The organism is Weizmannia sp. CD-2023, assembly GCF_036225245.1.
Lineage (GTDB): Bacteria > Bacillota > Bacilli > Bacillales > Bacillaceae_C > Weizmannia > Weizmannia faecalis.
The window spans coordinates 1-12,155 of record NZ_JARTJQ010000030.1; the positions used below are offsets into that span (position 1 = coordinate 1).

Consider the following 12,155-nt stretch of genomic DNA (forward strand, 5'->3'; position numbering starts at 1 on the left):
ATTCAGGATACCGGCGCGTCACCATCCCTGCTTGACACCGGTGAATATAACCATCAAAGTTTTTTGGAAGAACTGGATGAGGCGAAAAAAGACCGCGATGTAAAAGGCATCATTTTACATATAAATTCGCCGGGCGGCGGGGTGGCCGAGTCGGCGGAAATCCATCACCGCCTGATGGAAATAAAAAAAGATACGAAGAAGAAAATTTATGTGTCCATGGGGCCGACTTGCGCATCCGGTGCATATTACATTTCAACGCCGGCCGATAAAATATTTGCAAGTCCGGAAACATTGACCGGGTCGCTCGGGGTCATCATGGAAAGCGTGAACTACGGGAAGCTTGCCAAAAAATACGGCATTGATTTTCCTGTCATCAAAAGCGGGGAGTATAAAGACATTATGAGCCCTTACCGGGACATGACGAAGAGCGAAAAAGAAATGCTGCAGAAAATGGTGAACAATTCGTATAACGGTTTTGTCAAAGTCATCTCTGAAGGGCGCCACATTCCGAAAGAACAGGTGCGCAAAATTGCGGACGGGCGTGTATACGACGGCAAGCAGGCGCTGGATTTGCATCTGATTGACAAATACGGTTACCTAGATGACACCATTGCGGCGATGAAAAAAGATCTTCATCTCGGAAAAGCACAGGTTGTGGAATATGAATCAAGTGGCGGGTTTGGGTCGCTGTTTTCCGCCTCAGCGCAAAAAATGCTCGGCAAAGAAGCAGAAGCCTCGGGGCTTGCACGTTTATTGTCGCAATCGAACGCACCGCGCCTGATGTACCTGTATTCCGGGGCTGAGTAAGGGGGGAGCTTGAATGAATTCAAACGAAAACCAAATGCCTGAAACGGTGAATCCCGGGACGGAACAAAAACGCGAGGAGTTATTCGGGGCCCGTTATGCCGGGTTTTGGATGCGGTTTTGGGCCTATTTGCTTGATCTGCTTGTTGTGGCAAGTGTAAAGTGGCTGGTCATCCATCCCATTTTCCGGTTTTCCGGCTTGTCTCTCACAGAAGATAAAATTTATGCACCGATTACGGTGGCATCGGCCGTTGTATTTTACGGGTACTTTGTCCTGATGACGAAATTTTTCGGCCAGACGCTTGGAAAAATGGTATTTGGCCTCAGGGTTGTGCCGCTGAACCATCCCGGGCCGCTGAAATGGAGCACCGTTTTATTCCGGGAATGGATCGTCCGTTATGTTTGTGTCAAGATTGCGGTCATCTATATTGTCGTTGCATTTACGCCGAAAAAACAAGGGGTGCACGATTTGTTTGCCGATACGGTCGTCATTCATGAACGTTCCCAGGAACCGGTCTATCATTATTATGAACCTGCTTAAAGGCAGGTTTATTTTTTTGCCCTGTTGGCGATAATGATGGCAAAAAAGGCTGATGATGGAAATGATATGGTGGCTGTCCGCGGTTCTCGGCATTGCCGCAATCGTTGCGGTTCTTTGGTTCTCTTCCCTGTCCGTCCTCATTGAATACGGGCACCGCCGGGATGATGATAAAATTTTTATTCAAATCAGGGTTTGGGGCATCATCCGCTATACCGTGAAAATCCCGGCAGTGAAAGTGGACAGGAAAAAACCCGGCGTCGTATATGAAAAAGAGACAAAACATGCAGAGTATGAAAGGAGCATTACGCCGGATGTGCTCGAACAGCGGATTGAAGATGTGAAACAAATTGCGGAGCGCGTCATCGGTTTAAAGGCGATTGTAGGCAAGTTCATCCGCAGTGTCCAGTTGAGAAAATTCGAATGGCATACAGCAATCGGGCTGCATGACGCCGCGTGGACGGGAATTGCCGCCGGAAGTATTTGGGCGGTAAAAGGGGGAATACTAAGCCTCATAACCACAAATCTGCGGGTAAAAACGGATCCTGTCCTCTCTGTTATACCCTTTTTCCAAAATCCGGTTTCTGAAACGCAGTTAAAATGTATGGTGAAAATCCAGATTGGGAAAGCTATACTGGCCGCATTTAAAGTGTTGAAATACTGGCGGGGAGGAAAAGCGGAAATCGCGCTTAAACCGGTTTCCGAATCAGAAAACGGCCGGCATGCTTAAATCCCGGCAGAAACGAATGACAGGAGGAAACAACAATGGGTTCACATCCGATTGAAGGCCTGATGACGGCCGCAATGGAAAATTTAAAAGAAATGATTGACGTAAATACGATTATCGGGGATCCGGTGGAAACGCCGGATGGAAGCGTCATTTTAACCGTATCCAAAGTCGGTTTTGGGTTTGCGGCAGGCGGAAGCCAATTTAACGGGCCATCCGGATCCGGCGGCAGCGGTGAATCCCGTCCGGCAGAGCTGCCTTTCGGGGGCGGCAGCGGCGGCGGTGTCTCGATTATGCCGATTGCCTTTTTGGTTGTTGGCGCACAAGGCGTGAAAATGCTGCACCTGGACCAAAACACACATTTGATTGAAAAAATTATGGATGTCGCGCCGGGCGTTGTCGAAAAAATCCAGGGCATGCTGAAACAAAACGGCCAAAATGCAGGCGGCCAAAATGGCGGGCAACAGCCGGCCAACCAGCAAAAACAGGATCTTGATTTTTAACAACCCGCATGATTCGCGGGTTTTAAATTGGAAATTTTTTTCGTTGTCCATTATGATAGGGTATGAGCACAGTTGAAAAACGGGGGATTGAAAGCCCCGGTAAAAATAAGGAGGGTATCTCATGGCTTCGGTTACATTTAAAGGTAATCCAGTCACATTGGAAGGGACAGAAGTGAAAGTCGGCGATAAGGCACCGGACTTTACGGTTCTGGATAATGATTTGAATGAGGTGACATTTTCGGATACAAAAGGCGGCGTCCGCATCTTCAGCGTTGTCCCGTCGATTGATACCGGTGTTTGTGATGCACAGACGCGCCGTTTTAACGAAGAAGCGGCAAAACTCGGGAAAGAAGTCAACGTTTATACTTTTTCCTGTGACCTGCCTTTTGCGCAAAAAAGATGGTGTGCGGCATCCGGGCTTGACCATGTAAAAGTGTTGTCCGACCACCGCGACCTGTCATTCGGCAAAGCTTACGGGGTTGTGATGAAAGAACTTCGCCTGCTTGCCCGCGCCGTATTTGTCGTAGATTCCAATGATACGGTTACATATGTGGAATATGTAAGCGAAGGCACCAACCATCCTGACTACGAAAAAGCATTGCAAGCCGCAAAAGATGCAGAGTAAAACAGGCATTGAATAGCGCCGGGAAACGCGAAGAGCGCTTGCTATACTGCGATAAAATCCCCGATCTCCATCGGGGATTTTATATGGAAGAAGAATATGAAGGAGGAGAATGAATGTCGGCCTCTCCTGTTGAAACCCTTTTTACCGTTTTTAACGAATCCGCGCAAATCTTGGAAAATCGCCTCTCTGTCCCGTACCTGGAAGCTGTGGCGATGACCGGGGAAAACTTATTCAGCGGAAGCATCCGCCAAAATGGGATCGGTGCGCGTGATGAAAACCGCCTTGAAAACCTATACGGAACGGTCCGCCTCGAGGATTTTACCCGCGAGCAGATCCGGAAAGCCTACCAGCTCGCCATTCTGAAGGGGATGAAAGCAAACGTCCAGGCAAACCATCAAATGACACCGGATTCGATCGGTCTATTGATGAGCTACTTTATCGGCAAGTTTACAGAAGATACCAGTGCGTTTTCAATTTTGGACCCTGCGGTGGGCACCGGCAATTTGCTTGCGACCATTTTGAACCAGCTTAGCGGGAAAAACATCACCGCTTACGGCGTGGATATCGATGATGTGCTGATCCGGCTCGCATACACGGGGGCAAACCTTCTGCACCATGAAATCGAACTGTTTACACAGGATGCCCTGTCCCAATTGTTCATTGACCCTGTCGATGTTGTTGTTTGCGATTTGCCGGTTGGATACTATCCGAATGATGCGGATGCCGCGGATTACAAGCTGAAGGCAGATGAAGGGCATTCGTACGCCCATCATTTGTTTATCGAGCAAAGCCTGAGAGCGGCACGCCCGGGCGGATTTTTGTTTTTTCTCATCCCAAACGGATTATTTGAAACAAAAGAAGCCCCGAAACTTCGCCAGTTTTTAAAAGAAGAAGCGGATATCCAGGCGATTTTGCAATTGCCGATGACCATCTTCAAAAACGAACAGGCTGCCAAAAGCATTTTTGTCATCCGCAAGAAAGCGGAAGGCGTAAAAGCACCGGAACAAGTGCTGCTGGCGTCGCTCCCGTCCCTGTCTAACGAGGGGGCGCTAAGGCAGCTGATGGCAAAGATTGACGCCTGGTGCAAAGAAAATATCCAAAGCGGCAAAATTTGACGAATTGGGAAAAATGGGGGCTGGAAAGCAGGAAATTGCGTTCCGGCCCCCATTTGTTTGTTTTTTTATGGTATCATTTTATATGTTCCCGGGAGACGGAACCAAAAACCGGTTGAAAAAAGTCGGATAGAATGGCAAAATGAGAAAATGAGATCACTATTTTAAAAAAATAAAAGGGTTCATTTGATTTTGCGAAGGGAAGACGAGCAATGGCAAAAATTATGGCAATTAATGCGGGGAGCTCCTCCTTAAAATTTCAATTATTTGAGATGCCGAATGAAAGCGTTATAACGAAAGGCCTGATTGAACGGATCGGGTTAAACGATGCCTTGTTTTCCATTACGGTAAACGGGGACAGGGTGAAGGAAATTACCGATATTCCGAACCATGAAATTGCTGTACAGTTTTTATTAAAAAAATTAACGGAAACCGGCATTATCCGGTCTTTGGATGAAATAGAAGGCGTGGGCCACCGGGTTGTGCACGGCGGCGAAATTTTCAATGATTCTGCTGTCGTCAATGACCAGGTGCTCGCGCAAATTGAAGATTTGGCGGAACTCGCGCCGCTTCATAACCGGGCGAACGCAACGGGGATCCGGGCGTTCCGTGCCGTGCTGCCGGATGTGGTTCAAGTGGCCGTGTTTGATACCGCTTTCCACCAAACGATGCCGGAAAGTGCTTTCTTATACAGCCTCCCCTATGCATACTACGAAAAATACCGGATCCGCAAATACGGGTTTCATGGCACTTCCCATAAATATGTGGCGATGCGTGCCGCTGAGCTGCTCGGCAGGCCAATTGAACAGCTGCGCCTGATTTCATGCCATTTGGGCAACGGGGCAAGCATTGCGGCGATCCAGGGCGGCCGGTCAATCGATACGTCCATGGGCTTTACGCCATTGGCCGGCGTGACGATGGGCACGCGCTCCGGCAATATCGACCCCGCACTGATCCCGTTTATTATGGAGAAGACAGGCAAAACGGCAGAAGAAGTGCTCGAAGTGTTAAACAAAGAATCCGGGCTTCTCGGCATTTCGGGCATTTCCAGCGATTTGCGCGATATCCAGGTGGCGGCGGAACTCGAGCGGAACAAGCGGGCTGAACTGGCGCTTGACATTTTTGCAAGCCGCATCCATAAATACATCGGGTCGTATGCGGCGAAAATGGCCGGCGTCGATGCGATTATTTTCACGGCTGGCATCGGGGAAAACAGCGATGCCATCCGCGCAAGAATTTTAACGGGACTGGAATTTATGGGCATTTACTGGGACCCGACCTTGAACCAGATCCGCGGGACGGAAGCGTTTATCAATTATCCGCATTCCCCTGTAAAAGTACTCGTTATCCCGACAAACGAAGAGCTGATGATCGCACGCGATGTTGTCCGGCTCTCTTCATGACCGCGGAATCTTAACGGCTGGCGCCGACAGTTTGCTTTCCTGCTGCCCGTGCCCGAATAAATTGTTTCAGGGTCACTTTGGCATGGCATAAACGAACAGCCGTCCATGAACTTTATGATATAATGGCTGTAAAACAGCGTTAGGGAGCGGATTGAAAATGGCGGAATGGACAGGCAGGGAAAAAATTGTACTGGATGAAATCAACGACTGGGCGGAGAAGCTAAAAACGGCCGGAAAAGAAGGGGACGGGCGCAAGCAAAAACTGGATGCGCTCTTTGCCCATTTTCCGGATGAGGCGCTCGAAAATATTCATGAAAAAATAGATGCTGTTTTGTTTCAAATCTGTTCATTTGCCGATGAAAATCTGCCTTACGGGCATGAAATCGAAAAAATACTTGCTGCGGGGCGGCTTTTTGACAGTTCTGTTGCAACGATTCCCGATATGAGGAAGCTTACCATCGACCAGGCAGGGTTTATTGCGGCGCGGCAGCAGGCAAAATACCGCCGTTTCTCACTCTTCGAAGGAGCATTGAGCGGGACGGGGAAAGCTGTTTTTGCCGCGGCGGATCCGTTTTTCCTGCTGGCTGTGAATCTCCGGGCGGTCCAGCTCACCGGTGCAGCTTACGGATTTGAAACAAAAACGCCCGGCGAACTCGTGGCGGCGCTGAAAATGGTGCTGATGGCCGCTGCCCCGGACATGGTGAAATATGCGCTCTGGGAAGAATTGATGGATGAACTGGAAGCGCGCGAGACCGGCTTCTATGTGGGAAACGATAAGTTATTCCACCGGTATTTGTGGCCGGGGGCAATCGGGCATGCCGGCAAACTCGCTTTTCTGGCGCTGCTCCGGCCGAAAAAGCGGGGAGAAAACAGCTGGGCCGGGATGGCCATCGGGGCTCTTACAAACTACTATTTTTCTAAAAGGGTTTGTGAAATTGCGGAGAAATATTATCAATACCGGTTTTTAACAGAAAAAAGCGGCCGTTAAAAAACCAGCCCGTAAAAGGCTGGTTTTTGCTTAATTTTCCCCTTTGCCTTCTTCTTCCTTAGGCGTTCTCACGACAAGCACATCGCAGGGGGAAGTGCGGACAATATGTTCGGAAACGCTTCCGATCAGGAGCCTTTCCACCGCGTTTAAACCGGTTGCGCCGCACACAATTAAATCCGCATGCACTTTCGGCGCGACATTTTTTGTGATTTGAAGTTTTGGAGAGCCGAGCTGGATGATCGTCTGGACTTTGATCCCTTTTTCTGCGGCGCGGTCTTTATAATTGCTTAACAGTTCATCCCCAAATTTTTCGTTTTGCTCATAGAGCGTTGAATCAATCGGGGTCAAAGTGGCGAGTGCTCGGTTATCGACCACATGGACAACCGATAATTCGGCCCCATTCCGTTTGGCGATTTCAACCGCTTTCGTAAAAGCCCAGTCGGCTTCTTTGGAGCCATCTACCGCTACTAAAATATTCCGGTATTGTGTGCCCATCTTCTTTCATCTCCTTTATAAACTGCCTGCCTTTCATGTCTATTTTACTAGAATTTTCCGGGTTTGTGTGCGAAAAATGAAAAAACCTGGCGATCTATTTTTTAATCAAAAAGGGCGGAAGCCAGGAAAAATAAAAACGCTATCCCGTTCCCGGGCGCGAATAAGAAATTTGCAAAAAAAGCATAGGAAAAAGAGGGAATTTTTGCTACACTAAAGATGTTTAAGAAAGTTTTCAACCGTTTGATATGTTTTCTTACAATAATAAGAAAACGGATTGCAAAACACGAACAAGAGGAGGAACTTTCTATGCGAATTGGCGTACCAAAAGAAATTAAAAACAATGAAAGCCGTGTGGCCATGACCCCGGCCGGCGTTGTGACCCTGACCAAAGCGGGGCATGAAGTTTTTATTGAAAAGAATGCGGGCCTTGCATCGGGGTTTAGTGATGAAGAATATGTAAAAGCCGGTGCCCGGATCGTTGAGACCGCTCGTGAGGCGTGGTCTTTTGAAATGGTTATGAAAGTGAAGGAGCCGATCGAAAGCGAGTACCGCTATTTCCGTGAAGGCATGATTTTATTTACATATTTGCATCTTGCTGCAGCACCAAAGCTTACGGAAGAACTGCTGAAAAAGAAAGTGACCGGCATTGCTTATGAAACCGTGCAGCTTGCCAACCGTTCGCTGCCGCTTCTGACGCCGATGAGCGAGGTGGCGGGCAGAATGGCGCCGCAGATTGGCGCACAGTTTCTTGAAAAAAATAACGGTGGAAAAGGGATCCTGCTTTCCGGCGTACCGGGCGTCAAAAGAGGCAAGATTACGATTATCGGCGGCGGGGTTGCCGGAACGAATGCGGCAAAAGTCGCGATCGGCCTTGGGGCGGATGTGACCGTTGTCGAATTGAATCCGGATCGCTTGCGCCAGCTTGATGACATTTTCGGCAGCAAAATTACAACCTTGATGTCGAATCCATACAATATTGCGGAAGCAGTGCGTGATGCGGACCTTGTCATCGGATCCGTTCTGATCCCGGGTGCAAAAGCGCCAAAACTGGTAACGGAAGAGATGATCAAAGCGATGCAGCCGGGCTCTGTTGTCGTGGATATTGCGATTGACCAGGGTGGCAGTTTTGAAACGACAGACCGTGCCACGACACATGATGATCCGGTTTATATCAAGCATGATGTCGTCCATTATGCAGTCGCAAATATTCCGGGCGCGGTTGCCCGCACATCGACGATTGCCCTTACCAATGTGACGGTGCCGTACGCGGTGCAAATTGCCAATAAGGGGTATGAGAAAGCGGTTTTGGAAAATGAAGCGCTGTTAAAAGGGGTCAATACGCTGTCAGGACATGTGACATATCAAGCGGTGGCCGATTCACTCGGGCTCTCCTATACAGATGTGAAAACGCTTTTAAAATAAGTTTTGAAAAGCCGGCTGCAAGAATTGCCGGAACAAAAAAAGAAGCACAAGCAGCATGAAAGCCGCTTGTGCTTCTTTTTTAAACATATTGCAAGGCTTTCGGGTACTTTGTCAGCACTTCGGCACCCGTTTTTGTAATGCAGACGTCATCTTCAATCCGGACGCCGGCAACCCCTGGCACGTATATCCCCGGTTCGATCGTGAAGACCATCCCTTCTTCAAGCACCAGCTCATTCGTATGGGTGACAGAAGGATATTCGTGGATGCTGATCCCGAGGCCGTGGCCGAGCCGGTGTGTAAAATATTCGCCGTATCCCGCGTCTTCAATGATGCGGCGTGCAATCAAGTCGAGCTCTTTTGCCTTTACCCCCGGTTTTGCTGCCGCAACGGCCGCTTCTTCCGCTTTTAATACCGTTTCGTAAATCCGGGTTTGCTCTTCGTTAAGCCCCCCGAATGCGACCGTCCTTGTAATATCGGAACAGTAGCCTTGATGCACAACGCCAAGGTCAAATAGGACAAAATTCCCTTTTTCGATCTTGTCAAGGCCGGGGACGCCGTGCGGGGAAGCCGCCTTCGCACCTGAGAGGACGGTGGTGGCGAAGCTCATTTCTGAAATCCCTTTTTCTTTCATTGCAAATTCAATGGCTGCCACGATTTCAAGTTCGGTTTTCCCTTCTTTAATTTCGCGGATGCCCGTTTCAACGGCCAGGTCGGCAAAAGCAGCCGCTTCCCTTAAAATCTTCCGTTCATGCTCATCTTTAATAAGGCGCATCATGCGCAGTTTTTCTTCAGCAGCGGTAAAGCGGGCGCCGCCAAACCGTTCTTTCAGCGCTTCGAACCGTTCCACGTTCAAATGCTCTTTTTCAATCGCTAACGTATGGACATCACCGATTCGCCCGCGTATTTCTTCCGCAACCAAATCCCACGCGTTATCCGTATCCTGGATGCCGAGAATGTCATATTCCCAGCCGGCTTTTTTCGCGTCATACGCCTCCATTGCCGGGCAGACGAGAAACGGCTCTTTTTCCTGGAATACGCAAATGCCGAGCAGCCTTTCGTGTGGGTCGCTGCGGTAACCGCTCAAATAAAAGACATTGTCGGGCGATGTAATAAAAGCGGCATCGGTCTTTTCCGCTTTCAGCCACGCCGCCACACTTGCTAAACGCTTATTCATTCCATTCATCTCCTTATCAGACGTTACTAGCATAGCAAAAAACAAGTTAAGATGCTACAGGTGAAGCGCGAGGCAGGATTACGGGACAAAGAAATAATATAATGAAAGTGGCCCAAAGCCGTACAAATTTTTAAAAGGAGTGATATGTTGATGAAAGTTTCTTTTCACGGCCATTCGATTGTAAAAGTGGAAACGGAGGGCAAAACGATACTCTTTGATCCATTTATTACCGGCAACAGCCAGACAGACCTGAAAGTGGAGGAAGAAAGCCCGGATGTGATTATTCTCACACATGGGCACGGCGATCATATCGGGGATACAGAAACGCTTGCCCGCAAAAAGAATGCGCTTATTATTGCCAATAATGAAATCGCAAATTACTTTGCCTGGAAAGGGTTGAATACGCATCCGCTCCATATCGGTGGCTCGTACCAGTTTGATTTCGGGAAAGTGAAGCTTACCCAGGCGTTCCACGGCTCGGCGGTTGTGGATGACGAAAAGAAAGAAATCGTTTACCTCGGGATGCCGACGGGCGTTTTGCTGATGGCGGAAGGGAAAACGATCTACCACGCCGGTGATACCGGGCTGTTCTCGGATATGAAATTAATCGGCGAACGCCATCCGATTGATCTTGCATTTCTTCCGATCGGCGACAACTTCACGATGGGACCGGAAGACGCAGCAGTGGCGGCAACATTTTTGCAGGCGAAAACGGTCGTGCCGATCCATTACAATACGTTCCCGCTCATTCAGCAGGATCCGCAGAAATTTATCGATTTGCTCGACGGCGTAAACGGTAAAATTATGAAAGCCGGAGATGCGATCGAATTGTAATAGACGCGCAAGATTGGTAAATACAGGGGTTCGCTTGCAGCCGGCATGTGCTGAAAAAGTGCCGGCCGCACTTCCCCTTTTCCATGATGGAAAGATAAAGGTGCCTGATTGCCCTTTCCCCCTTTTTCCATCTATAATAGAAATATACAGATTGCTCCATACATATTCCTTGAAAGCGGACAAAAACGGAAAGAAGGTGAAAAAATGGCGACAAAGCACGAACAGATTTTACAATATATCAATGAGCTGCCGGTCGGGGAAAAAATATCCGTCCGCCAGATTGCAAAAGCGCTGAATGTCAGTGAAGGGACCGCCTACCGCGCCATTAAAGATGCTGAAATAAAAGGGTATGTCAGCACGATTGAACGGGTCGGCACCATCCGGATTGAGCAGAAGAAAAAAGAGAACATTGAAAAGCTGACCTTTTCGGAAGTCGTCAATATTATCGACGGCCAGGTGCTGGGCGGAAAATCCGGCTTGCATAAAACGCTTACAAAATTCGTGATCGGCGCCATGGAGCTTGAGGCGATGTCGAAGTATACGGATCCGGGGAGCCTGCTCATTGTCGGAAACCGCACGGACGCGCATGAACTGGCGTTAAGGTCAGGAGCTGCCGTTTTGATCACCGGCGGATTTGATACGAAAGATTATGTAAAAAAAATTGCGGATGAAAAAGCGCTGCCGATCATCTCGACGAGCTACGACACGTTTACCGTTGCGACGATGATTAACCGTGCTGTCTATGACCAGCTGATCAAAAAAGAAATTATTCTCGTTGAAGATATTTTAACACCGATCGAAAAAACGGCTTATTTGAATACAACGGACATGGTCCAGGACTGGTACCGCAAAAAACGGGAAACAGGCCACTCGCGCTTTCCTGTTGTCGACCGCAATTTAAAGGTGGCGGGTATCATTACTTCAAAAGACGTGATGGAAACCGACACGCACTTAAGCATCGAGAAAGTGATGACGAAAAATCCGATTACGGTCAGCGAAAAAACAAGCGTCACATCTGTTGCCCATATGATGGTCTGGGAAGGGATCGAAATCTTGCCGGTGACCGACGATTTTAACCGGCTGAGGGGGATTGTCAGCCGCCAGGACGTCTTAAAGGAGCTGCAAATGACACAGCGCCAGCCGCAAGTCGGGGAAACGATCGACAATATCGTCACGACCCAGCTCGATGCATCATCAGCTAAAACGGAAGACCCGGATGATTACCAGTTTGAAGTGACACCGCAAATGACCAACCCTTTAGGGACGATTTCATACGGTGTGTTCACCACACTCGTGCACGAAACGACCAACCGCTTTTTGCGCTCCAGAAAAAAAGGCGAAATGATCATCGAAAGTTTAACGGTCTATTTTATCAAACCGGTCCAGCTCGAAAGTATGATCCGGATTGTACCGAAAATTCTCGATTCCGGCCGGAAATTTGCCAAAATTGATGTCGAAGTCTTCAACCAAGGCAGCCTTGTCGGTAAAGCCCTGCTGATGTGCCAACTGATTGAAAGATAACGGTACGTG

At 48.7% G+C, this 12,155-nt stretch carries 13 protein-coding genes; 11 read left to right on the plus strand and 2 right to left on the minus strand.

Translation table 11 applies throughout. The features are described from left to right. From sppA to P9687_RS04195, 8 genes are all read left to right on the plus strand, one after another. On the plus strand, window positions 1-807 hold an 807-nt coding region (gene sppA / locus P9687_RS04160), incomplete at its 5' end, for a signal peptide peptidase SppA (RefSeq protein ID WP_328228869.1). Between the two features lie 13 nt (window positions 808-820). Next, complete coding sequence (locus tag P9687_RS04165) at window positions 821-1,345, plus strand: RDD family protein (RefSeq protein ID WP_328228519.1); 525 nt, start codon at window positions 821-823, stop codon at window positions 1,343-1,345. Window positions 1,346-1,400: 55 nt separating this feature from the next. Next, a complete protein-coding gene (locus P9687_RS04170) occupies window positions 1,401-2,072 on the plus strand; it encodes a DUF2953 domain-containing protein (protein ID WP_328228518.1) in 672 nt (223 codons plus the stop codon). 35 nt (window positions 2,073-2,107) lie between these two features. Then, complete coding sequence (gene ytfJ / locus P9687_RS04175; protein WP_014097731.1) at window positions 2,108-2,572, plus strand: GerW family sporulation protein; 465 nt, start codon at window positions 2,108-2,110, stop codon at window positions 2,570-2,572. A gap of 121 nt (window positions 2,573-2,693) precedes the next feature. Further along, window positions 2,694-3,197, plus strand: a complete 504-nt coding sequence (tpx, locus tag P9687_RS04180; protein WP_014097732.1) for a thiol peroxidase — start codon at window positions 2,694-2,696, stop codon at window positions 3,195-3,197. A gap of 113 nt (window positions 3,198-3,310) precedes the next feature. Then, on the plus strand, window positions 3,311-4,312 hold the full coding sequence (locus tag P9687_RS04185) for a class I SAM-dependent methyltransferase (RefSeq protein WP_168986091.1): 1,002 nt from the start codon (window positions 3,311-3,313) through the stop codon (window positions 4,310-4,312). A gap of 209 nt (window positions 4,313-4,521) precedes the next feature. Then, a complete protein-coding gene (locus tag P9687_RS04190; RefSeq protein ID WP_035188416.1) occupies window positions 4,522-5,712 on the plus strand; it encodes an acetate kinase in 1,191 nt (396 codons plus the stop codon). A gap of 157 nt (window positions 5,713-5,869) precedes the next feature. After that, window positions 5,870-6,700 (plus strand): EcsC family protein, encoded by an 831-nt coding sequence (locus P9687_RS04195; protein WP_014097735.1) that lies wholly within the window; start codon window positions 5,870-5,872, stop codon window positions 6,698-6,700. Between the two features lie 30 nt (window positions 6,701-6,730). Here the strand turns inward: P9687_RS04195 and P9687_RS04200 are convergent, their stop codons facing one another. After that, window positions 6,731-7,195, minus strand: coding sequence for a universal stress protein (locus P9687_RS04200; protein ID WP_013859933.1), 465 nt, complete (start codon window positions 7,193-7,195; stop codon window positions 6,731-6,733). 306 nt (window positions 7,196-7,501) lie between these two features. On the opposite strand from P9687_RS04200, the gene ald reads away from it, so the two are divergent. Further along, window positions 7,502-8,617 carry an alanine dehydrogenase gene (ald, locus tag P9687_RS04205; protein WP_017551276.1) on the plus strand — a complete coding sequence of 372 codons (1,116 nt, stop codon included), beginning with the start codon at window positions 7,502-7,504 and terminating at the stop codon, window positions 8,615-8,617. 79 nt (window positions 8,618-8,696) lie between these two features. Here ald and P9687_RS04210 read toward each other — a convergent pair whose 3' ends face one another. Beyond that, complete coding sequence (locus P9687_RS04210; RefSeq protein WP_017551274.1) at window positions 8,697-9,791, minus strand: M24 family metallopeptidase; 1,095 nt, start codon at window positions 9,789-9,791, stop codon at window positions 8,697-8,699. Between the two features lie 150 nt (window positions 9,792-9,941). Here P9687_RS04210 and P9687_RS04215 point away from each other — a divergent pair, with 150 nt between their 5' ends. Both P9687_RS04215 and P9687_RS04220 read left to right on the plus strand, forming a co-directional pair. Beyond that, window positions 9,942-10,625 (plus strand): metal-dependent hydrolase, encoded by a 684-nt coding sequence (locus P9687_RS04215; protein ID WP_014097738.1) that lies wholly within the window; start codon window positions 9,942-9,944, stop codon window positions 10,623-10,625. Window positions 10,626-10,829: 204 nt separating this feature from the next. Beyond that, window positions 10,830-12,146, plus strand: coding sequence for a CBS domain-containing protein (locus P9687_RS04220; protein WP_061565160.1), 1,317 nt, complete (start codon window positions 10,830-10,832; stop codon window positions 12,144-12,146). Window positions 12,147-12,155 lie beyond the last annotated feature (9 nt).